This is a genomic window from Cellulomonas humilata (assembly GCF_013359775.1).
Lineage (GTDB): Bacteria > Actinomycetota > Actinomycetes > Actinomycetales > Cellulomonadaceae > Cellulomonas > Cellulomonas humilata.
The window spans coordinates 190,920-214,052 of sequence record NZ_JABMCI010000062.1 but is presented as its reverse complement, the minus strand read 5'-3'; the positions used below and the strand labels follow the sequence as shown (position 1 = coordinate 214,052).

The 23,133-nt window shown below is 73.1% G+C and carries 24 protein-coding genes; all 24 read left to right on the top strand.

What is annotated here, in order from left to right; translation table 11 throughout:
- The first annotated feature begins 178 nt into the window (after positions 1-178).
- The gene (dhaK, locus tag HP550_RS09890; protein ID WP_175347536.1) at positions 179-1,174 is read left to right on the top strand and encodes a dihydroxyacetone kinase subunit DhaK; all 996 of its coding nucleotides are present in this window, start codon (positions 179-181) and stop codon (positions 1,172-1,174) included.
- A 54-nt stretch (positions 1,175-1,228) separates the two neighbouring features.
- On the top strand, positions 1,229-1,861 hold the full coding sequence (gene dhaL / locus HP550_RS09885; RefSeq protein WP_175347508.1) for a dihydroxyacetone kinase subunit DhaL: 633 nt from the start codon (positions 1,229-1,231) through the stop codon (positions 1,859-1,861).
- On the top strand, positions 1,858-2,577 hold the full coding sequence (dhaM, locus tag HP550_RS09880) for a dihydroxyacetone kinase phosphoryl donor subunit DhaM (RefSeq protein ID WP_343048095.1): 720 nt from the start codon (positions 1,858-1,860) through the stop codon (positions 2,575-2,577). Before dhaL ends, dhaM begins: the two co-directional genes overlap by 4 nt.
- An 85-nt stretch (positions 2,578-2,662) precedes the next feature.
- Complete coding sequence (locus HP550_RS09875) at positions 2,663-3,277, top strand: TetR/AcrR family transcriptional regulator (RefSeq protein ID WP_343048094.1); 615 nt, start codon at positions 2,663-2,665, stop codon at positions 3,275-3,277.
- A 40-nt stretch (positions 3,278-3,317) separates the two neighbouring features.
- The gene (locus HP550_RS09870) at positions 3,318-5,027 is read left to right on the top strand and encodes an MDR family MFS transporter (protein ID WP_175347506.1); all 1,710 of its coding nucleotides are present in this window, start codon (positions 3,318-3,320) and stop codon (positions 5,025-5,027) included.
- A gap of 9 nt (positions 5,028-5,036) precedes the next feature.
- Positions 5,037-5,438 (top strand): DUF4233 domain-containing protein, encoded by a 402-nt coding sequence (locus tag HP550_RS09865; protein ID WP_175347505.1) that lies wholly within the window; start codon positions 5,037-5,039, stop codon positions 5,436-5,438.
- 31 nt (positions 5,439-5,469) lie between these two features.
- Positions 5,470-5,904 (top strand): nucleoside-diphosphate kinase, encoded by a 435-nt coding sequence (ndk, locus tag HP550_RS09860; protein WP_175347504.1) that lies wholly within the window; start codon positions 5,470-5,472, stop codon positions 5,902-5,904.
- 4 nt (positions 5,905-5,908) lie between these two features.
- The gene (locus HP550_RS09855) at positions 5,909-6,466 is read left to right on the top strand and encodes a HEAT repeat domain-containing protein (RefSeq protein WP_175347503.1); all 558 of its coding nucleotides are present in this window, start codon (positions 5,909-5,911) and stop codon (positions 6,464-6,466) included.
- A gap of 62 nt (positions 6,467-6,528) precedes the next feature.
- Positions 6,529-10,095, top strand: a complete 3,567-nt coding sequence (smc, locus tag HP550_RS09850) for a chromosome segregation protein SMC (RefSeq protein ID WP_175347502.1) — start codon at positions 6,529-6,531, stop codon at positions 10,093-10,095.
- Positions 10,096-10,197: 102 nt separating this feature from the next.
- Positions 10,198-10,527, top strand: coding sequence for a hypothetical protein (locus tag HP550_RS09845; RefSeq protein WP_175347501.1), 330 nt, complete (start codon positions 10,198-10,200; stop codon positions 10,525-10,527).
- 59 nt (positions 10,528-10,586) lie between these two features.
- Positions 10,587-11,771 (top strand): signal recognition particle-docking protein FtsY, encoded by a 1,185-nt coding sequence (gene ftsY / locus HP550_RS09840; RefSeq protein WP_175347500.1) that lies wholly within the window; start codon positions 10,587-10,589, stop codon positions 11,769-11,771.
- Between the two features lie 158 nt (positions 11,772-11,929).
- On the top strand, positions 11,930-13,237 hold the full coding sequence (locus HP550_RS09835) for an ammonium transporter (protein ID WP_175347499.1): 1,308 nt from the start codon (positions 11,930-11,932) through the stop codon (positions 13,235-13,237).
- Entirely contained in the window at positions 13,237-13,578 is a 342-nt protein-coding gene (locus HP550_RS09830) for a P-II family nitrogen regulator (RefSeq protein WP_175347498.1), read from the top strand. Before HP550_RS09835 ends, HP550_RS09830 begins: the two co-directional genes overlap by 1 nt.
- 22 nt (positions 13,579-13,600) lie before the next feature.
- On the top strand, positions 13,601-15,397 hold the full coding sequence (locus HP550_RS09825) for a [protein-PII] uridylyltransferase (RefSeq protein ID WP_175347497.1): 1,797 nt from the start codon (positions 13,601-13,603) through the stop codon (positions 15,395-15,397).
- 24 nt (positions 15,398-15,421) lie between these two features.
- On the top strand, positions 15,422-17,014 hold the full coding sequence (gene ffh, locus HP550_RS09820; RefSeq protein ID WP_175347496.1) for a signal recognition particle protein: 1,593 nt from the start codon (positions 15,422-15,424) through the stop codon (positions 17,012-17,014).
- A gap of 6 nt (positions 17,015-17,020) precedes the next feature.
- Entirely contained in the window at positions 17,021-18,112 is a 1,092-nt protein-coding gene (locus HP550_RS09815; RefSeq protein ID WP_175347495.1) for an amidohydrolase family protein, read from the top strand.
- 172 nt (positions 18,113-18,284) lie between these two features.
- Positions 18,285-18,710: a 30S ribosomal protein S16 gene (gene rpsP / locus HP550_RS09810; RefSeq protein WP_175347494.1), complete on the top strand. Its 426-nt coding sequence runs from the start codon at positions 18,285-18,287 to the stop codon at positions 18,708-18,710.
- A complete protein-coding gene (locus HP550_RS09805; protein ID WP_175347493.1) occupies positions 18,710-18,949 on the top strand; it encodes an RNA-binding protein in 240 nt (79 codons plus the stop codon). Before rpsP ends, HP550_RS09805 begins: the two co-directional genes overlap by 1 nt.
- Positions 18,950-19,023: 74 nt before the next feature.
- Positions 19,024-19,572 carry a ribosome maturation factor RimM gene (rimM, locus tag HP550_RS09800; protein ID WP_175347492.1) on the top strand — a complete coding sequence of 183 codons (549 nt, stop codon included), beginning with the start codon at positions 19,024-19,026 and terminating at the stop codon, positions 19,570-19,572.
- Between the two features lies 1 nt (position 19,573).
- The gene (gene trmD / locus HP550_RS09795; RefSeq protein WP_175347491.1) at positions 19,574-20,344 is read left to right on the top strand and encodes a tRNA (guanosine(37)-N1)-methyltransferase TrmD; all 771 of its coding nucleotides are present in this window, start codon (positions 19,574-19,576) and stop codon (positions 20,342-20,344) included.
- Between the two features lie 223 nt (positions 20,345-20,567).
- Positions 20,568-20,936: a 50S ribosomal protein L19 gene (gene rplS / locus HP550_RS09790; RefSeq protein ID WP_175347490.1), complete on the top strand. Its 369-nt coding sequence runs from the start codon at positions 20,568-20,570 to the stop codon at positions 20,934-20,936.
- Positions 20,937-21,099: 163 nt separating this feature from the next.
- Positions 21,100-21,954 carry a signal peptidase I gene (lepB, locus tag HP550_RS09785; protein WP_343048092.1) on the top strand — a complete coding sequence of 285 codons (855 nt, stop codon included), beginning with the start codon at positions 21,100-21,102 and terminating at the stop codon, positions 21,952-21,954.
- A complete protein-coding gene (locus tag HP550_RS09780) occupies positions 21,951-22,709 on the top strand; it encodes a ribonuclease HII (protein ID WP_175347489.1) in 759 nt (252 codons plus the stop codon). Before lepB ends, HP550_RS09780 begins: the two co-directional genes overlap by 4 nt.
- A 58-nt stretch (positions 22,710-22,767) precedes the next feature.
- Positions 22,768-23,091 carry a DUF2469 domain-containing protein gene (locus HP550_RS09775; protein WP_055922267.1) on the top strand — a complete coding sequence of 108 codons (324 nt, stop codon included), beginning with the start codon at positions 22,768-22,770 and terminating at the stop codon, positions 23,089-23,091.
- Positions 23,092-23,133 lie beyond the last annotated feature (42 nt).

The window sequence follows — 23,133 nt, the reverse complement described above, 5'->3', positions numbered from 1 at the left end:
CCGTCCGGGTGAGGACGACGGAGGTCACGAGCGACCCTGCACGAACGTGCACCGACGGCGCACGTCCTCCCCTTGACGCCCGCATTGCCCGACAACAAGGTGAGGTTTGTCGGGACGCCGGAGTCCGCGACGGACGCGCGGGCCCCGCCGTGGGCGCCCGGTGGAAGGGATGGCCGCAGTGAAGAAGCTCATCAACGACCCGCAGACCGTCGTGGCCGAGTCTCTCGAGGGCTTCGGAGCCGCGCACCCGGACGTGGTGACCATCCACTCCGACCCGTGGTTCGTCGCACGGGCGGGCGGGGCGACCGCCAACAAGGTCGGTGTCGTGAGCGGGGGCGGCTCGGGCCACGAGCCGCTGCACGGGGGCTTCGTCGGCGTCGGGATGCTCGACGCGGCCGTGCCGGGCGCCATGTTCACGTCGCCGACCCCGGACCAGATCGCCCCGGCCATCCAGGCGGCGGACTCCGGCGCCGGCGTCCTGGCGATCGTGAAGAACTACACGGGCGACGTGCTCAACTTCGAGACCGCCGCGGAGCTCGCGGACGCCGAGGGCGTGACCGTCCGGACCGTCGTGGTCAACGACGACGTCGCCGTCGAGGACTCGCTGTACACCGCCGGGCGCCGCGGGGTGGCCGGCACGGTCGCCGTCGAGAAGATCGCGGGCGCCGCCGCCGAGCGCGGCGACGACCTGGACGCGGTCGCCGCGGTGGCGGAGAAGGTCATCGCCAACGTGCGGTCCATGGGGGTGGCGCTCACGGCCTGCACGGTCCCGCACGCGGGCAAGCCGAGCTTCGACCTGCCCGACGACGAGATCGAGATCGGCATCGGCATCCACGGCGAGCCCGGCCGGCGTCGGATCCCGCTGGCGGGCGCCGACGAGATCACGGAGATGCTGCTGACGCCGGTGGCGGACGACCTGAACCTGACCAGCGGCGAGAAGGTGCTGCTCTTCGTCAACGGCATGGGCGGCACGCCCGCCTCGGAGCTCTACGTCGTCTATCGTCGGGCTCGCGCGTTGCTCGAGGAGCGGGGGGTCGAGGTGACCCGCTCGCTCGTGGGCAACTACGTGACATCGCTGGAGATGCAGGGCGCGTCGGTGACCGTGCTCCGTCTGGACGACGAGCTGACCGCCCTGTGGGACGCACCCGTGCACACCACCGCCCTGCGGTGGTGACCGGACGGAGACCGTCGGCACCAGCACACCGGGACTGCTCGAGGGAGCGTGGGCATGACGCTGGACGTGGCGTGGGCAGTCGACTGGGTGCGTCGCTCGGCGCAGACCGTGATCGAGCACCGGGACGAGCTGATCGAGCTCGACCGTCAGATCGGCGACGGTGACCACGGCGAGAACATGACCCGGGGCTTCACGGCGGTCGTGGCCAAGCTCGACGCCCTCGAGGCGCCCCTGGCCGACATCGGCGAGGTGCTCAAGCTCGTCGCCACCACGCTCATGTCGACCGTCGGAGGCGCGGCAGGCCCCCTGTACGGCACCGCGTACCTGCGCGCCGCGAAGGCGACCGGGGTCCCCGAGCTCGACAGCCAGGGGGTCGTCGCGCTCCTGGAGGCCGCGCTCGAGGGCATCGTGGCCCGCGGCAAGGCGACGACGGGCGAGAAGACGATGGTGGACGCGTGGACGCCGGCGACCGAGGCGGCCGTTGCCGCGGCCGACTCGGGCGCCTCGCCCGCCGACGTGCTGAGCGCCGCGGCAGACGCCGCCCACGAGGGCGCCGAGGCGACCATCCCGCTCGTCGCCACCAAGGGTCGCGCCAGCTACCTGGGGGAGCGGTCCGCGGGACACCTGGACCCGGGAGCGCGCTCGACGGAGCTCATCCTGCGCGCCGCCGCCCAGGCAGCGCAGTGAGCGGGCCGACCGTCGATCGCGAGCCCGCGCAGGTCGCGCTCGTCCTGGTGTCCCACTCGCGCGCGCTCGCGGAGGGCGCCGTGGAGCTCGCGGAGCAGATGGCGCCGGGCGTCCTGCTCCTCGCGGCCGGCGGGATGCAGGACGGCGGGCTCGGCACCAGCTACGACACGGTCGAGTCGGCGCTCGTCGAGGCGACGCAGGACGGGCGGTCCGCGGTGGTGCTCACCGATCTCGGCTCGGCGGTGCTCACCGCGGAGTCGGTGCTGGAGCTCCTGGACGAGGAGGTGGCCTCCCGGGTGCGGCTGGCGGACGCCCCGTTCGTGGAGGGCGCCGTCGCCGCCGCGGTCACCGCGCACGGGGGAGCGGACCTCGCGGGCGTGCTCGCGTCCGCCGAGCACGCCGGCTCGACGTTCGCCTCCGCCTCCGCGCCGACGGAGGTCGCGGCGACCGCGGACGACGGGGTGCTGCGGGCCTCCGCGGTGCTGCGCAACCCGCTCGGTCTGCACGCCCGACCCGCGGCCGTCGTCGCGCGCATGCTCGCCGCGTACGACGCGAAGGTCCGGGTGAACGGCGCCAATGCCGCCAGCGTGCTCGAGCTGATGAAGCTGGGGGCCAAGCAGGGCGTGGAGCTCCGGATCGAGACCGAGGGCCCGCAGGCCGCGCAGGCGCGCGACGCGCTCGTCGCGGCCGTCGAGGGTGGGTTCGGCGAGGTCTGACCCGTTCTGTCGTCGGACCGGTGTGAGGGACCGCACACAAAAGTGCGTTCACTGCAAAGTTGCAGTGCATGTAAAGTTGCACCTCGTGCAGAACAATCTGGTCGACCAGCCCGAGGTCCTCGGTCTGCGTGAGCGCAAGAAGCGCGCGCGGCGCGAGGCGCTGATCGACGCGACCCACCGGCTGGTCGGGGAGCACGGCCTGGACGCGGTCACGGTGGACGCGATCTGCGAGGAGGCCGGCGTCTCGGTCCGCACGTTCTTCAACTACTTCGAGACGAAGGACGACGCCGCGCTCGGCCACACGCCGTGGCAGCTCGGGTCGGCCGCCGCCGAGACCTTCGCGGCCGGCGGTCCCACCGGGCTCCTGATGGCCGACCTCCAGGCGCTCGTCGTCTCGTTCCTCACGGACCCGCCGATCGGCCGCGAGCGGTTGGCCCGTGCCATGGAGCTGGCCGCGAAGGAGCCCCGGCTCGTCGCCCGGCACATGGCGTGGTTTGAGCAGCACAAGGGCCAGCTGTCCGCGCTCGTGGAGCGCCGGCTGGGGCAGGACGGCCCCCACTCGCCCGAGATGGTCGGTTCGGTGCTGCTCTTCCTCACCCACGCGACGTTCCTGCGCTGGGACGCCGCCGGTGGGCACGGTGCCGCGGACGAGCACCTGTCCGCCGTCGTCACCGAGCTCCGCTCGATCTTGTCCGACTGACCTTCCCCCTCCCGACACCCCCAGAACGAGGTTCAACCGCATGGCCATCGCAGCCCCCGAGGCACCAGCGGCCGACAAGCCGCTGATCGTCCTCACTCCCAAGACCGTCTGGCTGATCTTCGGCGCCCTGATGGCCGGCATGTTCATGTCGTCCCTCGACCAGTCGATCGTCGGCACCGCGATGCCCACGATCGTCGGCGAGCTGAACGGCGTCGAGCACCAGGGCTGGGTGGTCACCGCCTACATCCTGGCGATCGCGATCGTCATGCCGCTCTACGGCAAGTTCGGTGACCTGTGGGGTCGGCGCTGGCCGTTCCTCATCGCCATCGGCCTGTTCACCCTCGCCTCGGCAGGTGCCGGATTCGCCCAGTCGTTCGGCGAGCTGGTGTTCTGGCGCGGCGTGCAGGGCCTCGGCGGCGGCGGTCTGATGATCCTGTCGCAGGCGATCATCGCGGACATCGTGCCCGCCAAGGACCGCGGCAAGTACATGGGCCCGATGGGTGCCCTGTTCGGCATCTCGGCCGTCATCGGCCCCCTGCTGGGCGGCCTGTTCACGCAGCACGCCGACTGGCGCTGGTGCTTCTGGATCAACATCCCGATCGGCCTCGCGGCGTTCGCCGTGGCCTGGTTCACCCTCAAGCTCCCGACGCACCGCTCCGGCAAGAAGATCGACGTCGCGGGCATCTTCTTCATGGTCGTCGCCACGTCCGGCCTCGTGCTGGCCACCAGCTGGGACAGCTGGACGGGCAACCGCGGCTACGACTGGTCCGACCCGGGCCTGCTTGCCCTCGTGATCGGCACGCTCGTCTCGATCGCCGCGTTCATCATGGTCGAGCTGCGCGCGGAGGAGCCCCTGCTGCCCCTGCGCCTGTTCAAGAACCCGACCTTCACCATCGCCACCGCGATCGGCCTCATCCTCGGCATGGGCATGTTCGCCGCCCTGGCGTTCCTGCCGACGTTCCTGCAGATGTCGACCGGCGCGGGCGTCACCGAGTCCGGCTTCCTCCTGCTCCCGATGATGGTCGGCGTCATGATCACCGCGATCGGCTCAGGCATCGCGATCACCAAGACCGGCCGCTACAAGATCTTCCCGGTGGTCGGCCTCGCCATCACCACGGCCGGCGTCGCGTGGCTCACGCAGATCACCGGCGACATGTCGATGTGGCTCTTCGGCGCCATGATCTTCGTGCTCGGCGCCGGCATGGGCCTGGTCATGCAGACGATCGTGCTGGCTGTGCAGAACTCGGTCGACCCGCACGAGATCGGGACCGCGACCAGCACCAACAACTTCTTCCGCGAGATCGGCGCGGCGGTCGGCACGGCGCTGTTCAGCACGATGTTCACCACGAAGCTCGCCGACAACCTGGCCGGCGTCTTCGCGGGCGCGCCCGCGGGCTCCGGCGGTGAGGCCTCCAGCCTCACACCGGCCGCGGTCCAGGCCCTGCCCGAGCCGCTGAAGACCGGCGTCATCGACGCGTTCACCACCGCGCTCGCACCGTCGTTCTGGTACCTCGTGCCGGTGATCGCCGTCGGCTTCGTCCTCGCCCTGTTCCTGCGCGAGGTCAAGCTCTCCGACGTGGCCGGCATGGTCGCCCGTGGCGAGGCCCTCGCGGCCGACGGCACGGGTGCGGCGTCCGGTTCGGGCATCGTCGACGAGCTCTCGGCCGCCCCGCACGACGAGCTCCCGAGCCAGCGCGCCGCCGCGCCCGATGCCGCCTCGGACGACGTCGAGGCCACGTCCCGCCGGTAACCTGACCCGATGAGCTCCACCGTCCCCGACGGCCAGGCCGTGCGCCGCAAGCGTGCCGCGAAGCCCCAGTTCACCCAGACGATCCTCATCCTCGAGGCCGTCCTGGTGTTCTTCGCGACGCTCGTGGCGTACGGCCTGCGACTCGCTCCCGCAGCCACCATCTGGTGGGTCGGCGGGAGCCTGTGCGTGGTCCTGATCCTGCTGTCGGGCCTGGTGTCCCGGCCGGGCGGGTACCTCGCCGGTTCGATCGTGCAGGTGCTCGTGCTGGCCGGCGGCGTCGTCATCCCGATGATGTTCGCGGTCGGCGCGATCTTCGTCGTCCTGTGGGTGGTCGCGCTGCGGCTCGGCGGCAAGATCGACCGCGAGCGGGCCGAGTACGACGCGGCGAACCCCGGAGCGGTCGGGCCGTAGCCCCCGGGGCGCGCCGGTTAGGGTTCACCCCATGACTGACGCACCCACCACGCAGCGCACCCTCGTCCTGGTCAAGCCCGACGGCGTCCGCCGCGGGCTCTCCGGGGAGATCGTCCGCCGCATCGAGGCCAAGGGCTACACGCTCGTCGCCGTCGAGCTCCGCGAGGCCTCCGAGGACCTGCTGGCCGAGCACTACGCCGAGCACGCGGGCAAGCCGTTCCTCACCCCGCTGATCGAGTTCATGCGCTCCGGCCCGGTCCTGGCGGTCGTCGCCGAGGGCCACCGTGCGATCGAGGGCTTCCGCTCGCTGGCCGGCGCCACGGACCCGACCGTCGCCGCTCCCGGCACCATCCGCGGCGACCTCGGCCGCGACTGGGGCCTGAAGGTCATCCAGAACCTGGTGCACGGCTCCGACTCCGAGGAGTCGGCGGCCCGCGAGATCGCCCTCTGGTTCCCCGCCCTCTGAGCCGATGACCGGCCGCCCCGCCGACTGGGTGGCCGACGCGTGCACGGACCTCGGAACGGACCAGGTCGTCGCGTGGTGCGTCGGGCTCCTGAGCGGGGAGCTTGTCGACGACCGACCGTCGCTCGACCGCCTCGGCGGTCCCGGAGCAGCGGCGCTGGTCGCCCGCTACGCGCGCAGTCCGGGAAAGCCCGACTACTGGCCCCGGGTGTGGGCGGCCCGCGCGCTGCGGTACGCGTGGCAGGACGGCCCCGCGGTGCACGTCGCGGTGGTCGCCGCGCTGGAGGACCCGGCGTGGCGCGTGCGGGAGACCGCGGCCGCGCTGACCCGGGTGCACGAGCTGGGGGAGGCCGCCGGCGCGTTGCGCGGGCTGCTGGGCGACGACGTGCCTCGGGTGCGGGTGGCGGCGGCCCGGGCGCTGGCGGTCGTCGGCGAGCACGACGACCTGGAGGCGCTCGCGACGACAGGTGAGCCGGACGCGACGGTCCGACGAGCCCGGGATGCCGCGCGACGGCTCCTCGCCGAGCGCCTCGATCTGCCCGACCCCTCCGGTCCGGCGCGCTGAGCCGCACCGCCGAGCGGGTGGACCTCCCGGGGGCCGCGTCGCGCGCACCTTAGGCTCAGTGCGTGCACCTCAAGACCCTCACCCTGCGGGGGTTCAAGTCGTTCGCCTCGGCGACGACCCTGAACTTCGAGCCGGGCGTCACCTGCGTGGTCGGGCCCAACGGCTCGGGCAAGTCCAACGTCGTCGACGCCTTGGCCTGGGTGATGGGGGAGCAGGGCGCCAAGTCGCTGCGCGGCGGCAAGATGGAGGACGTCATCTTCGCCGGCACGGCCGGTCGTCCGCCGCTGGGCCGCGCCGAGGTGTCGCTCACCATCGACAACGCCGACGGCGCGCTGCCGATCGAGTACTCCGAGGTCACCATCTCGCGGACGCTGTTCCGCAACGGGGGGTCCGAGTACGCGATCAACGGCCAGGGCTGTCGGCTGCTGGACATCCAGGACCTGTTGTCGGACTCGGGCCTGGGCCGGGAGATGCACGTCATCGTCGGTCAGGGCCAGCTCGACGCCGTGCTGCGCGCGACGCCCGAGGAGCGCCGGGGTTTCATCGAGGAGGCCGCGGGCGTCCTGAAGCACCGCAAGCGCAAGGAGAAGGCGCTCCGCAAGCTCGAGTCGATGCAGGCCAACCTCACGCGGCTCGGTGACCTGACCGGCGAGATCCGCCGCCAGCTGGGCCCGCTCGGCCGGCAGGCGGAGGTCGCGCGCAAGGCCGCCGTCGTCCAGGCGGACCTGCGCGACGCCCGCGCCCGCCTCCTGGCCGACGACCTCGCGCAGCTGACCTCGACCCTCGAGCAGGAGATCGCCGACGAGAGCGCCCTGCGGGTGCGCCGCGAGGAGGTCGAGGGGGCGCTCGCCGCCACGCGCACCCGGCTGGCGACGCTCGAGCGGGAGGCCGCCGAGGCTGCTCCGGCGCTGAGCGAGGCCAGCGAGGTCTGGTACCGGCTGTCGTCGCTGCGCGAGCGGCTGCGCGGGACCGCCTCGCTCGCCGCCGACCGGGTGCGCCTGCTCGGCAGCGCCGGGCCGGAGCGCTCGGGAGGGTCCGACCCCGACGACCTGGCCGCGCAGGCAGAGCGCGTCCGCGCCGCGGAGGCCGAGCTGGCTGCCGAGGTAGAGCTGTCCCGGGCGGCGCTCGAGGCCGCCGTCACCGCACGCCAGCAGGCCGAGGCGGAGGCGACGGGCGCCGAGAAGGAGGTGGCGACCGCGCTGCGCGGTGCGGCCGACCGCCGCGAGGGGGTCGCGCGCCTCGCCGGTCAGGTGGCCGCACGCCGCAGCCGCGTGGAGGCGACGCAGGCGGAGCTCGGGCGGCTGCGCGAGTCGCTGGCCGCTGCCGAGCAGCGGGGCCAGGAGGCCACGACCGAGTTCGCCGTGCTCGAGTCCCAGGTGGCCGGGGTCGAGGAGGGCGAGGAGGGGCTCGACGCCGAGCACGAGGCGGCCGTCGAGGCCCTGGAGCGGGCGACCGAGCGGCTCAGCACGCTGCAGGACCAGCTGAGCGCGGCCGAGCGCGAGCGGGCCGCGCTGGAGTCCCGCGCCGAGACCCTCGAGCTCAGCCTGATGCGCAAGGACGGCGTCGGCGCACTGCTCGCCGCGGACGGCCAGCCCGGGCTCGTCGGCTCGGTGGCTGCCCTGCTGGCGGTCGACCCGGAGAACGAGGAGGCGATCGTCGCGGCACTGGGCGCGGTGGCCGACGCCGTCGCCGTCGACTCGGTCGACGCCGCCGTGGACGCCATCCGCTACCTGCGCACCGAGGACGCCGGTCGCGCGACGCTGCTGGTCAGCGGCGCGTCCGCCGCGGTCGCCCCGGTGACCGACGTGCCCGCCGGCGCCGCCCGCGCCGTGGACCTCGTCCGCGCCCCGGAGCACGTGCGCGCGGCCGTGGAGACCCTGCTCGCCGACGTCGTCGTCGTGGACGACCTGGCGGCCGCCCGCGCGATCGTCGCCGTCCGGCCCGACCTCGTCGTCGCCACCCGCACCGGGGACGTCCTGTCCCAGCACCGCGCGTCCGGCGGCTCGGCCACGGCCCCGAGCGCCCTGCACCTCCAGTCCGCGCTCGACACGGCGCGCTCCGGCGTGGCGAAGGCGACCGCCGACGGCGAGCGCATCCGGTTCGAGCTCTCCGGCGCCACCGAGGCCCTGACTGCGGCGCGGGAGGCGCACGAGCGCACGCTCGACAGGCTCAACGAGTCCGACGCCGCCCTGGCCGCCGTCGCCGAGCAGCTGGGCCACCTCGGCTCGACGGCCCGCGCGGCGAACGCCGAGGCCGCGCGGCTGAGGCAGTCGCTGGAGGCCGCGTCGCAGACGCTCCAGGCCGACAGCGCCGAGCTGGCGGAGCTCACCGAGCGCCTCGCGGCGGCGGAGGTCGAGCCCGCGGAGAGCGAGGCGGCGATCGTCGAGGGCAGCGCCCGCCGTGACCGGCTGGCCGAGCTGGCGTCGGGCGCGCGTGCGCGGGAGACCGAGGCGCGGCTGACCCTGCGGACCGGTGAGGAGCGGGCCCGTGCCCTGTCCGGCCGTGCCGAGTCGCTCGAGCGTGCGGCGCAGACCGAGCGCGTCGCGCGGGAGCGGGCGGCCGAGCGTGAGCGTGCCCGGTCGCGCCAGGCGACGGTGGCCCAGGCGGTGCGCGACGGGGCCACCCAGGCGCTGGTGGTCCTCGACGAGTCCCTGCGCCGGGCCTCGGCCGAGCGCGACGCGGCCGAGACGGCTCGCGGCGAGCGCGACCGCGCGGTGACCGCCGCGCGCGCCGAGGTGGACGTCCGCGCCGCCGAGCTGGCCCAGCTCACCGACGTCGCCCACCGCGACGAGGTGGCTCGTACCCAGCAGCGGCTGCGGATCGAGGCGCTCCAGTCCCGCGCGATCGACGACCTGGGTCTGGACCCGGCCGTCCTGCTCGACGAGTACGGCCCGCACCAGGCAGTCCCGGTGATCACCGTGCCGGGCGCGGAGGTGGACCCCGACGCCCCGACGGAGATGCCGTACGTCCGCGAGCAGCAGGAGAAGCGCCTGCGGGCCGCCGAGCGGGCGCTCTCGCTGCTGGGCCGCGTCAACCCGCTGGCGCTCGAGGAGTTCGCCGCGCTGGAGGAGCGCCACCAGTTCCTGGTGGAGCAGCTGGCGGACCTGAAGAAGTCCCGCACCGACCTGCTCGAGATCGTCCGGGAGATCGACGAGCGCGTCGAGCAGGTGTTCGCGGAGGCCTACCGCGACACCGCGGCGGCGTTCGACGTCGTCTTCCCGCGGCTGTTCCCCGGGGGCGAGGGCCGGCTCGTGCTCACCGACCCGGACAACATGCTCACCACCGGCATCGAGGTGGAGGCGCGGCCGGCCGGCAAGAAGGTGAAGCGGCTGTCGCTGCTCTCGGGTGGCGAGCGGTCGCTGACGGCGGTCGCCCTGCTCGTGGCCATCTTCAAGGCGCGGCCCAGCCCGTTCTACGTGATGGACGAGGTCGAGGCGGCCCTGGACGACGCCAACCTCGGCCGGTTGCTCGAGCTGTTCCGGGAGCTCCAGGAGGACTCGCAGCTCATCGTCGTGACGCACCAGAAGCGCACGATGGAGATCGCCGACGCCCTCTACGGCGTCACCATGCGCGGCGACGGGGTGACCACCGTCATCAGCCAGCGGATGCGCGAGGACGTCGCGGTCTGACCGGTGCGCGCTCACCCCGCAGCGTGTGGAGATTGTGTGCCGTTTGACGCTCCCTGTGCGTGGGGCGCAGACGGACCGGCGATCGGCACGGACACTGGAGCCATGGCCATCTTCGTCGCGATCTTCCTGGCCCTCCTCGTCGCCGCCGGGGTGCTGCTCGCTGCAGGCGCCGCCAGCTCGGCCACGGGCAAGAGTGCATCCCCGCTCCGCACGTTCCGTACCGGCTGGTCCGGCCGCAAGAACCCCGACACCGACCAGCGCGCGGCGGCCGCCGCTGCTGCGGTCGAGCCCGTCGACCTCTCGCTCGCCCAGTTCCTGCGGGAGACGGTGGACGAGGGGGAGGCCTACCTCCAGGTGGACGACCTCGCGGCGACGCTCCAGCGGGCCCGCGACAAGGCCGTGGGCGCGCTGCCCGGCAACCGCGACCGCTGAGGTCTGCTCGCTGACGCGCCGGTTCGCGTCCTGAGCCCGCCGCCCGACAGACTGTCCCGGTGAACCCCGAGACGCTCGAGATCCTCCTGGCCGCCGGCATCCCGACGGTCCTGCTCGTCGCGCTGGCGACCGTCTTCGTCCGCCGGCGTCGCGGCACCACCACCGACGAGGCGCCTCCGACCGTCGACGTGCCGGCCCCCGCGCCGGCGCCGGAGCTCGAGACCCCCGCGGCGGCTCCTCCCGTGTCCAGCATCGAGGTGCTCCCCGAGGAGGCCGAGGCGCCCCCGGCGCTCGAGGTCCCTGCGCCGGTCGCCGGGCGGCTGGCGCGGCTGCGCGACCGGCTGGCCCGTTCCGGCTCGCCCCTGGGCACCCGGCTGCTCGCGGTGCTCTCCAAGGACCACCTCACGGAGGACGACTGGGACGAGCTCGAGGAGACCCTGCTCCTGGCCGACGTCGGTGCAGGCCCGTCCGGCGAGCTCATCGAGGCACTGCGCACCCGCGTGCGGGTCGAGGGTCTCAAGGATCCCGCCCACGTCCGCGCGGTCCTGCGCGAGCAGCTCCTGGCACTCGTCGACCCGTCCCTCGACCGCAGCCTCAACACCGCGCACGGGGCGGCTGCCGACGGGTCGCAGCTCCCCGCGGTCGTCCTCGTCGTGGGCGTCAACGGCACCGGCAAGACCACGACGGTCGGCAAGCTCGCGCGCGTGCTAGTCGCCGAGGGCAAGACGGTCGTGCTGGGCGCGGCGGACACGTTCCGAGCGGCAGCCGCCGACCAGCTGCAGACCTGGGGCTCGCGCGTGGGCGTGCACACGGTCCGCTCCGACCGCGACGGCGCCGACCCCGCGGCGGTGGCGTTCGACGCCGTGCGCACGGGCCGCGCCGACGGGATCGACGTCGTGCTGGTGGACACCGCCGGACGCCTGCAGAACAAGGCCGGCCTGATGGACGAGCTGGGCAAGATCACGCGCGTGATCACCCGTGAGGCGCCGCTGTCCGAGGTGCTCCTGGTGCTCGACGCGACGACCGGGCAGAACGGCCTGAACCAGGCGCGCGTGTTCAGCGAGGTGGCGGGCGTGACCGGCATCGTGCTGACCAAGCTCGACGGCACCGCCAAGGGCGGGATCGTCGTCGCCGTGCAGCGTGAGCTGGGCGTCCCGGTCAAGCTCGTGGGCCTCGGCGAGGGCCCGGACGACCTCGCGCCGTTCGATCCCGAGGCCTTCGTCGACGCCTTGCTGCAGGGGTAGCGCGTCCTGGACGGCCGCTCATCACGAAACCGAACGTTTACGTGCGGAACCGGCTTGTCACACCGACGTAACGTCCCTCGCCCCTGACCGAAACTCGCTTCGTCGACTGTGATCCCCGGACCAGCCACCCCCGGCTGGCGAGTGGAGAGGCGATCTCGATGGAATTCGAGCTGGACAGCGGGAACACGGCGTTTATGCTCACCGCCGCGTCGCTCGTGCTGCTGATGACGCCGGGGCTGGCGTTCTTCTACGGCGGCATGGTGCGCGGCAAGAGCGTGCTGAACATGATGATGATGAGCTTCGGCGCGATCGGCGTCGCCGGTCTCATCTGGGTGCTCTACGGCTACTCCGGTGCGTTCGGCCCGGACCTCGGCGGCGGGTGGCTCGGCAACCCGTTCGAGTTCTTCGGCCTCCAGGGCGCCACCGACGACCAGAGCCTGATGGCCGCCTCCGGCGTGCCGTTCCTCGTGGCCGCGGGCTACCAGGCGACCTTCGCGATCATCACGGTCGCGCTCATCTCGGGTGCCGTGGCGGACCGCATCAAGTTCGGTGCGTGGCTCGTCTTCACGGCCGTCTGGGTCACTGTGGTCTACATGCCGCTCGCCCACTGGGTGTGGGGCGGCGGGCTGCTGAGCGGGACCGGGCTGACCGAGGGTCTCTCGACCCCGATCGACTTCGCCGGTGGAACGGTCGTCCACATCAACGCCGGTACCGCCGGCCTGGTGCTGGCGCTCGTGCTCGGCAAGCGCAAGGGCTTCGGCAAGGAGGCCATGCGGCCGCACAACCTGCCGTTCGTCATGCTCGGTGCCGCGCTGCTGTGGTTCGGCTGGTTCGGCTTCAACGCCGGCTCCGAGTTCGCGGCCGACGGCACGGCCGGTCGCGCCTGGCTCAACACGCTCCTGGCCACGGGCATCGCGATGCTCGCCTGGCTCGCCACGGAGAAGCTGCGTGACGGTCACGCCACGTCGCTCGGTGCAGCCTCCGGCATCGTCGCGGGCCTGGTCGCCATCACGCCGGCCGCCGCGGCGGTCGACACGTGGGGTGCCATCGCCGTCGGGCTCGTCGCGGGTGTGCTCTGCGCCCTCGCCGTCGGCCTGAAGTTCCGGTTCGGCTACGACGACTCGCTCGACGTCGTCGGTGTCCACCTCGTCGGTGGTCTGGTGGGGACGATCCTCATCGGCTTCTTCGCCACGGACGCGAACAGCACCTGGTACCCGGACGGTGCACAGAACGGTCTGTTCTACGGTGGCGGAGTCACTCAGCTCGCCACCCAGACGATCGTCGCGCTCGCCGCCGTGCTGTTCAGCTTCACGGCGACGTACGTCATCGCGCTCATCCTCAAGGCGACCATCGGTCTGCGGGTCTCCGACGAGGCCGAGGTCGGCGGGGTCGACCTGGCACTGCACGCTGAGACCGCATACGAGACGCTGGGCGTCGGCGCCCGCGTCGTGACGGAGGTGAAGTGATGACGAAGCTCGTGACGGCGGTCATCCAGCCGCACCGGCTGGACGATGTGAAGTCGGCCCTCGAGGCCGCGGGCGTCCGTGGACTGACCGTGAGCGAGGCCAGCGGCTACGGCCGTCAGCGCGGTCACACCGAGGTCTACCGCGGTGCCGAGTACACGGTCGACCTCGTTCCGAAGGTCAAGATCGACGTGCTCGTCAGCGACGCGGACGTGGTCAGCGTCACCGAGGTCATCGTCCGTGCGGCGCAGACCGGCAAGATCGGCGACGGCAAGGTCTGGGTCGTGCCGGTCGAGGACGTGGCTCGCGTCCGCACCGGTGAGCACGGCGACGACGCCCTCTGACCAGGACGGCTGACTGCCACACATGACACAGGAACGGCCGCCCGCGGGGGGCGCGGCCGCGAACGGGTCGCCCGAGGTCCCGCACCCCGCGATCGGGGTGCGGGACCTCCGCACTGAGCGGCTCGAGCTCGCAGCCGGGCTGACCGGTCCCGGCGCCGACGGCATCGCGCGTCGCGCCGCCATCGTCGAGCTCGTCGTCGGCCGGCTGCGAGAGCAGTGGGAGATCGCGACCGAGGGTGTCGACGTGTCCGGCATCGCGCTCGGCGCCGTCGGCAGCGTCGGGCGCGGCGACGCCAGCCCGGTCTCGGACCTCGACCTGCTCCTCGTGCACGAGGGCCGCGGCCACTCCACCGAGGAGCTCTCGGCCCTCGCCCAGAAGCTCTGGTACCCCATCTGGGACGCGGGCCTCGACCTGGACCACTCGGTCCGGTCGCTCGCGCAGTGCCGCCAGGTCGCGTCGAAGGACCTGCCGGCGGCCGTCGGGCTCCTCGACCTCCAGCCCGTGTCCGGCGACGCGGTCGTGATCGCGCGCGCCAAGTCCGCGCTCCTGGAGGACTGGCGCTCCGCCGCCCGCCGCCGCCTGCCCGAGCTCCTGGCCTCCACCCGCCAGCGCGCGGAGCGGCACGGCGAGCTGGCGTACCTCATCGAGCCGGAGCTCAAGGAGTCCCGCGGCGGCATCCGCGACGCGGTCGTGCTCAGCGCGCTGGCCGCCACCTGGCTCACCGACCGGCCGCACGGCGCGGTCGACATGGCCTACGCCCACCTGCTCGACGTGCGGGACACGGTGCAGGTGGTGACGCGCCGGCACACCAACCGGCTCCTGCTCGCGGACCAGGACGAGGTCGCCGCCCTCGTCGGCTTCGACGACCGCGACGACCTGCTGGCCAGCATCGCCGAGGCGGCCCGCGTGATCTCCTACGCGCTCGACACCACCGTGCGCAACGCCCGTCAGGCGCTCCAGCGGCCCGCGCGGGCGACGATGCTGGTGCGCGGCCGACGCACCGCCCCGCGGCTGCGGACCATCGCCGAGGACCTGGTCGAGCACGACGGCGAGATCGTGCTGGCCGTCGAGGCCCGGCCCGCCGACGACCCGCTGCTCTCCCTGCGGGCGGCCGCCACCGCCGCGCGGACCGGGCTGAGCCTCTCGCCGGTGACCGTCGCCAGCCTGACGGCCACGCCGCCGCTGCCGGTCCCGTGGCCGAAGGCGGCGCGCACCTACCTCCTCCAGCTCCTGGGCTCCGGCCCGGCACAGGTGCCCATCTGGGAGGCGCTGGACCTGGCGGGGGTGGTGACGACGTGGATCCCCGAGTGGGCCGGCGTCCGCAACCGTCCGCAGCGCTCGGCGATCCACCGGCACACCGTCGACCGGCACCTGGTCGAGACCGTCGCCCGGGCCGGCCGCGACAAGCGCGCGGTCGAGCACGGCGAGACCCTGCTGCTCGCGGCGCTGCTGCACGACATCGGCAAGCGGGCCGGTGCGGGGGACCACTCGACCGAGGGTGCTCGGCTGGCGGGTCCGATCGTGCTGCGCATGGGGTTCGACGACCAGGTGGCCGCGGACGTGACGCGGCTGGTCCGCGAGCACCTCACGCTCGCCGAGCTGGCCACCACGGCGGACCCCGACGACCCGGCGACGATGTCCCGGCTGCTGGACGCGGTCGACCACCGACCGGACATGCTCGAGCTGCTGCGCGCGCTGACCGAGGCGGACGCCGGCGCCGCGGGACCACCGGCGTGGAGCGCGTGGCGCGAGACGCTCGTCGACGACCTGACGGCACGGGCCACCCGGGAGCTGGCAGGTACGCTAGGTCGTCCCTGAACCCCCGAGCGTGAGGACCGCCAGGTGTTCGCCACCCTGTCCGACCGACTGACGTCGACCTTCAAGAACCTGCGCACCAAGGGCCGTCTGTCCGAGGCGGACATCGACGCCACCGTGCGCGAGATCCGCCGGGCGCTGCTCGACGCCGACGTCGCCGTCCCGGTCGTGCGCTCGTTCACCGGGGCCGTGCGCGAGCGCGCGCTCTCGGCCGAGGTGTCCGGTGCGCTGAACCCGGCCCAGCAGGTCGTCAAGATCGTCAACGAGGAGCTCGTCGCCATCCTCGGTGGCCAGACGCGCACCCTGAACCTGGCCAAGAACCCGCCGACGGTCATCCTCCTCGCGGGCCTGCAGGGTGCCGGCAAGACCACGCTCGCCGGCAAGCTGGCGCTGCACCTGAAGTCCCAGGGCCACACCCCGCTGCTCGTCGCGGCGGACCTCCAGCGCCCCAACGCCGTCACCCAGCTCCAGGTGGTGGGGGAGCGCGCGGGCGTGCCCGTGTTCGCCCCGCACCCCGGCAACCAGGGCAGCGACGACGTCATGCCGCTCGGTGCCGACCCCGTCGCGGTCGCCCGCGAGGGTCTGGCCACGGCCAAGGTCAGGCTGCACGACGTGCTGATCGTCGACACGGCCGGCCGCCTCGGGGTGGACGCCGAGCTGATGCAGCAGGCGTCCGACATCCGCGACGCGCTCGACCCCGACGAGATCCTCTTCGTCATCGACGCGATGATCGGCCAGGACGCGGTCACCACCGCCCAGGCGTTCCAGGACGGGGTCGGGTTCACCGGCGTCGTGCTGACCAAGCTCGATGGCGACGCGCGCGGTGGTGCGGCGCTGTCGGTGGCCAGCGTGACCGGCAAGCCGATCATGTACGCGTCCACGGGCGAGAAGCTCACCGAGTTCGAGGTGTTCCACCCGGACCGGATGGCGTCCCGCATCCTCGACATGGGCGACATCCTCACGCTCATCGAGCAGGCCGAGAAGGCGTTCGACGCCGGCCAGGCCGAGGAGATGGCCGACAAGCTGGCGTCGGGTCAGGACCTCACGCTCGAGGACTTCCTCACGCAGATGCAGCAGCTGCGCAACGCCGGACCGCTGAAGAAGATGATGGGCATGCTGCCCGGCATGGGGCAGATGCGGGAGGCGCTGGACAACTTCGACGAGCGCGAGGTGGACCGCATCGAGGCGATCATCCGCTCGATGACCCCCGCGGAGCGCCGCACCCCGAAGATCATCAACGGGTCGCGCCGGTCGCGCATCGCCGCCGGCTCCGGCACCAGGCCCAGCGACGTCAACCAGCTGCTGGAGCGCTTCGACGGCGCACAGAAGATGATGAAGCAGATGGCCAAGGGCGGCGGCATGCCCGGCATGCCTCCGGGCATGGGGAACCTGCCCGGCATGGGCGGCAAGAAGTCGCGCGGCCGCACGGCGCCGCCGGTGCGCAAGGCCAAGGGCAAGTCGGGTAACCCCGCCAAGCGCGCCGAGCAGGAGCGCGGCATCACGAGCAAGCCGGCCGCGCCGCAGGGGTCCGCCTTCGGGCTGGCCCCGAAGGCCGAGCCCACGCAGCCTGCGGACATCGAGCTGCCCGCCGGCCTGGACCGTTTCCTCGGCGGACGCTGAGCCCTCGTGGTCCTGCACCTGCGCGGCACGGTCGTCCTCGACGACGAGCGCGAGGTCGGCGAGGCGTGGGTCGTGGGCGGACGCCTCACGTTCGAGCGTCCGTCGGCGACGCCCGACGCGGTGCTCGAGGGCTGGGTCCTGCCGGGCCTGGTCGACGTGCACTGCCACATCGGGCTGGCGTCGGACGGCCCGGTCGACGACGGCACCGCCGAGAAGCAGGCGCTGGCGGACCGGGACTCGGGCGTCCTGCTGGTCCGGGACGCCGGCTCCCCGGCGGACACGGGATGGGTGCACGAGCGCGACGACCTCCCGCGGCTGATCCGGGCGGGGCGGCACCTGGCCCGGCCGAAGCGCTACCTGCGGCACTACGGACGCGAGCTCGGGTCGGTCGCGGACCTGCCGGCCGCAGTGCGCGAGGAGGCCGCCCGCGGGGACGGCTGGGTCAAGCTGGTCGCCGACTGGATCGACCGGGATCTCGGTGCCGACGGCGACCTGCGGCCGCTGTGGCCCGCCGACGTGCTCACCGACGCGGTCGCCGCGGCGCACGCGGCAGGCGCGCGGGTCACGGCGCACACGTTCGCCACCGAGTCGCTCGACGCGCTCCTCGACGCGGGCGTCGACTGCCTCGAGCACGCCACCGGGGCCACCCCCGACCAGATCGACCGCATCGCGGCCGCGGGCATCCCCGTCACCGCGACGCTGCTCCAGATCGCGCAGTTCGAGGCGATCGCCGCCCAGGGCTCCCGCTACCCGCGGTTCGCCGCGCGGATGAGGGCCCTGCACGCGCACCGGTTCGAGCTGGTCCGGGACCTGCACGACGCGGGCGTCCCCGTGCTCGTCGGGACCGACGCCGGCGGGACGATCGCGCACGGCCGGGTCGCCGACGAGGCCGCGGAGCTGGTCCGTGCCGGGCTGCCCGCGCACGACGTGGTGGCCGCCGCGAGCTGGCGGACGCGCGCGTGGCTGGGGGTCGCCGGGATCGCCGAGGGGGAGAGCGCCGACGTCGTCGTGTACGACGCCGATCCCCGCGCCGAGATCGGGGTGCTCGCTGCACCGGCCGCCGTCGTGCTGCGGGGCGTGGTCGTCGCCGGGCGCTGAGCGTCGGGCATGTTGGGGGTGGTCGCCCGCGTCTGGCACAATGGTCGGCTGTACCCGGCGTCCGCAGCCCCTCTACCTGCGTTCGTCGTGTCCCCGACCTTCCCGGCGCGCCCACCCCACGGGCAATGCGCGGGCAGGTCACCCACAGCAGACATCAGGAGAAGACCACACCGTGGCCACCAAGATCCGCCTCAAGCGTCTCGGCAAGATCCGCGCTCCGTACTACCGCATCGTCGTCGCCGACTCGCGCACCAAGCGCGACGGCCGCGTGATCGAGGAGATCGGCAAGTACCACCCCACCGAGGAGCCCTCGTTCATCGAGGTCGACTCCGAGCGTGCGCAGTACTGGCTCGGCGTCGGCGCGCAGCCGACCGAGCAGGTCGCCGTGCTCCTCAAGATCACGGGTGACTGGCAGAAGTTCAAGAACCTCCCCGGCCAGGAGGGCACGCTGCGCACGAAGGCCGACAAGGTCGACCCGAAGGACGCCATCGAGGCCGTCGCGCTCGACGCCGAGAAGGCCAAGGCCAAGGCGTCCGAGAAGGCCGCCGCGAAGAAGGCTGCCGCAGCCGAGGCTCCGGCCGAGGACGAGCAGGCCTGATGCTCGCCGACGCTCTCGAGCACCTGGTCCGCGGCATCGTCGACCACCCGGACGACGTCCGTGTGACCGCGTCGACGCTGCGTCGCGGCGACCTGCTCGAGGTGCGCGTGCACCCCGACGACCTCGGCCGGGTCATCGGCCGCGGCGGTCGGACGGCACGCGCGCTGCGTACCGTCGTCGGTGCGCTCTCGACGGACGGCTCGGTCCGGGTCGACGTCGTGGACGTCGACCGGCGCTGATCCATCGCGCAAGGCCCGGTCCCCTACCCTGGGGACCGGGCCTTCGCCGTGACCCCCCTACGTGAGGACTCGCCATGCAGCTGACCGTCGCGCGGATCGGCCGTGCCCACGGCCTGCGCGGAGAGGTCGCCCTCGACCTGCGGACCGACAACCCCGAGGACCGGTTCGGGGTGGGCGCGGTGCTGCTCACCGAGCCGGTCGCGCGGGGACCGCTCACCGTCGTGAGCACGCGGACGCAGCACGACCGCTGGTACGTGACCTTCGCGCAGATCACCGACCGGACGACGGCCGAGGCGATGCGCGGCACCGAGCTGGTCGTCGACGAGGACGCGTCCGACGAGGACGACGCCTGGTACCCGCACGAGCTCGCCGGCCTGCGCGCCGAGCACGTGGACGGTCGCGTGCTCGGCGAGATCATCGGGCTGGAGCACCTGCCGGCGCACGACATGCTGGTCCTGCGCGAGCCCGACGGCGCCCGCACCCTGATCCCGTTCGTCAAGGTCATCGTGCCGGTGGTCGACGTCGCCGGCGGTCGCGTGGTGCTGGACCCGCCCGGAGGCCTCCTGGCGTCCGACGCGGCGAACCTGGTGGTGTCCGAGGAGACCGTGGGAGACGACGACTGACGTGCGCATCGACGTCGTCTCGATCTTCCCCGAGTACCTGGCCCCGCTGGACCTGTCGCTCGTCGGCAAGGCGCGGACCAGCGGCCTGCTGGACCTGCGCGTGCACGACCTGCGGGACTGGACCACGGACCGGCACCGGACCGTGGACGACACCCCGTTCGGGGGCGGCGCCGGCATGGTGATGCGCCCGGACGTCTGGGGGACCGCGCTCGACGAGCTGCTCGACGAGGACGCACACCTGCTGGTGCCGACGCCGTCGGGGGAGCCGTTCACGCAGCGCACCGCCGAGGCGCTGGCCGGCGAGAGCCACCTGGTGCTGGCCTGCGGCCGCTACGAGGGCATCGACGCCCGGGTGGCGGAGCACTACCGCTCCCACGGGCGCGTCACCGAGTTCTCCCTGGGCGACTACGTGCTCAACGGGGGAGAGGTCGCCGCGCTCGTCGTGGTCGAGGCCGTCGCACGGCTGCTGCCCGGCGTGGTCGGCAACCCCGAGTCGCTGGTCGAGGAGTCGCACGGCGCGGCCGGCCTGCTCGAGTACCCCGTGTACACGAAGCCGCCGACGTGGGCCGGGCTCGGGGTGCCGGACGTGCTCCTGTCCGGGCACCACGCCCGGATCGCGCGGTGGCGCCGGGACACCGCCCTCGAGCGGACGGCGGCGCGTCGGCCGGACCTGGTCGCGGGTCTCCGGGTGGAGGACCTGGACGCGCACGACCTTGCCCTGCTCGCGACGCTCGGCTGGCAGCCGGTGGACGGACGCCTCGTCCGACCGTGACGTCGAGCACGGGATTTACCGGTGCGGTGCTGCCTGTGGCAGACTTGCCCGTTGGTGCGCGCAGGTCGCGTCTCTGCCACAGGGGAGACGACTCACGACCATCCGGGGATCCGCCCGGACGCACCCGACCATCAGACCAAGGACGCCGGTCCTGCCTGCACAGGCAGCCGTGACGCCCTCGACGACGTTCCTGACCTGTGGCAGGGCGAGGAAGTGACATCACATGCACACGCTCGACAGTGTCGATGCAGCATCGCTGCGCTCCGACATCCCGGAGTTCCGCGCCGGTGACACCCTGAAGGTCAACGTCAAGGTCGTCGAGGGCAACCGCTCTCGCATCCAGGCGTTCCAGGGTGTCGTCATCGGTCGCCAGGGTGACGGTGTCCGCGAGACGTTCACGGTCCGCAAGGTCAGCTTCCAGGTCGGCGTCGAGCGCACGTTCCCCGTGCACTCCCCGACCCTGGAGTCGATCGAGGTCCTGACCCGCGGCGACGTGCGCCGCGCGAAGCTGTACTACCTGCGCAAGCTCCGCGGCAAGAAGGCCAAGATCAAGGAGAAGCGCGAGTTCGCTCCCTCCGCGAAGAAGGCCTGAGCCTCCTCGCACTCGACGTCCTGACGGGCGGCCACCGATCGGTGGCCGCCCGTCGGCGTTCCCGCCCGGGGACCCGTCACGACGCCGGTGACGGGTGGCACAGGACGAATCTCGCGGGGTGGTCGTGTGCGCGTCCGCGGCTCTCGCGTGCGAGAGTGTGCGAGTGATCGACCGACCCGCGCGCGACCTCGACGAGGACTCGTCGCCCACGTCGTGGCCCGGGATGGAGCCGCACCGTGGCGCCCACGTGGGGGGGCAGCCGGAGCGGATCCCGCTCCCGGACGTGACCACTCCCGAGCCGTCCGAGCACCACGCGACCAGCCGTCGCCACGCCGCCGCCAAGCGGGCCAGCGGGGCCGGTTCGCTGCTGCGGGAGACGGTGATCATCCTGGTCAGCGCGATCGTCCTGTCGCTGCTGGTCAAGACGTTCCTGGTGCAGGCGTTCTTCATCCCGAGCCAGTCGATGCACGACACGCTCATCGAGCACGACCGCATCCTGGTCAGCAAGCTCACCCCGGGGCCGTTCGACCTGCGCCGGGGAGACATCGTCGTCTTCAAGGATCCGGGTGGCTGGCTCCCGTCGGACGTCGCCCCGGACCCGGGTGCGCTCCAGGGTGCGATCAACTCCGCCCTGACCTTCATCGGGCTCTACCCGGCCGACGCCAACGAGCACCTGGTCAAGCGCCTCATCGGGCTGCCGGGGGACCACGTCGCCGCCGACCCGGGCGGCCCGGTCACGGTCAACGGCGTCGCGCTCGACGAGCCCTACCTGGCCGCCGGCGTGACCCCGAGCGACATCGCGTTCGACATCACCGTGCCGGCGAACAGCATCTGGGTGATGGGGGACAACCGGTCGCACTCGTCCGACTCGCGCTACAACCAGGGCAACCCCGGCGGTGGCTCGGTACCCGTCGCCAACGTGGTCGGCATGGCCTTCGTGACCGTGTGGCCGATCGAGCGCTTCGGTCTGCTGCGCAACCCGACCAGCACGTTCGCGGACGTGCCCGACCAGCCGTGACCCTGGTCACCGGGCGCCCGGCGCCACTGCGTGCAGCCCCTGGGCGGACTGCCCCGCACCTGCGCCACGAGCGGGTCCTGCTGCGCGACGGTGCGCGCCTGCTCGCCGGGATGGACGAGGTCGGCCGCGGGTCGCTCGCCGGCCCGGTGAGCGTCGGCGTGGTCGTCGTCGACGCCGGCACCCGGTCCGCCCCCAAGGGCGTCGCCGACTCCAAGCTGCTCGCGCCCGCGGCCCGCACGCGCCTGCTGCCGGCGCTCCACCGGTGGGGGCTGGCGCGCGCGGTCGGCCACGCGAGCGCCGCGGAGATCGACGAGATCGGCATTATCGCCGCGCTGCGGCTGGCGGGGAACCGCGCCCTGGCGACGATCACCCTCACGGTCGGACCGGTGGACGTGGTGCTGCTCGACGGCTCGCACGACTGGCTGAGCCGCCCCGCGCAGGCGGACCTCTTCTCGCTCGACGACGAGCCGGACGTGCCCGGTCCCCGCGTGCACATGCGGGTCAAGGCCGACCGGACGTGCGCGTCGGTCGCGGCGGCGAGCGTGCTGGCCAAGTGCGAGCGGGACTCGATGATGGTCGACCTGTCCGCGCAGCACCCCGCCTACCGCTGGCACGAGAACAAGGGGTACGCGTCGCCCGAGCACATGGCGGCCCTGCGGGAGCTGGGCCCGAGCGAGCTGCACCGCAGGTCGTGGCGGCTGCCGGTCGCCGGGGAGCCCTTCGTCGACGACGAGTACCCGGACGAGGTGTTCTGAGCGCTCGGCCGCGTGGCGTCGCGCGGCCTCGGCCTCGGCCATGGGGGATGATGTCCCGGTGAGCGCGGAGGACCTGGAGAACTACGAGACCGACATGGAGCTCGCGCTGTACCGCGAGTACCGCGACGTCGTGGGGCTCTTCTCCTACGTCGTGGAGACCGAACGCCGGTTCTACCTGGCCAACCAGGTGGACCTCCAGGTGCGGTCGGCCGCCGGGGAGGTCTACTTCGAGCTGACGCTCGCCGACGCCTGGGTGTGGGACGTGTACCGCTCGGCGCGGTTCGTGAAGTCCGTGCGCGTGGTCACGTTCAAGGACGTCAACGTCGAGGAGCTGGCCAAGGCCGAGCTCGACCTCGGGGGCAGCGCGGGCTTCGCCCGCTGAGGCCCGCAGGGCGCGCCCGGTGGCGCTGAGTCGCGTGCGCGT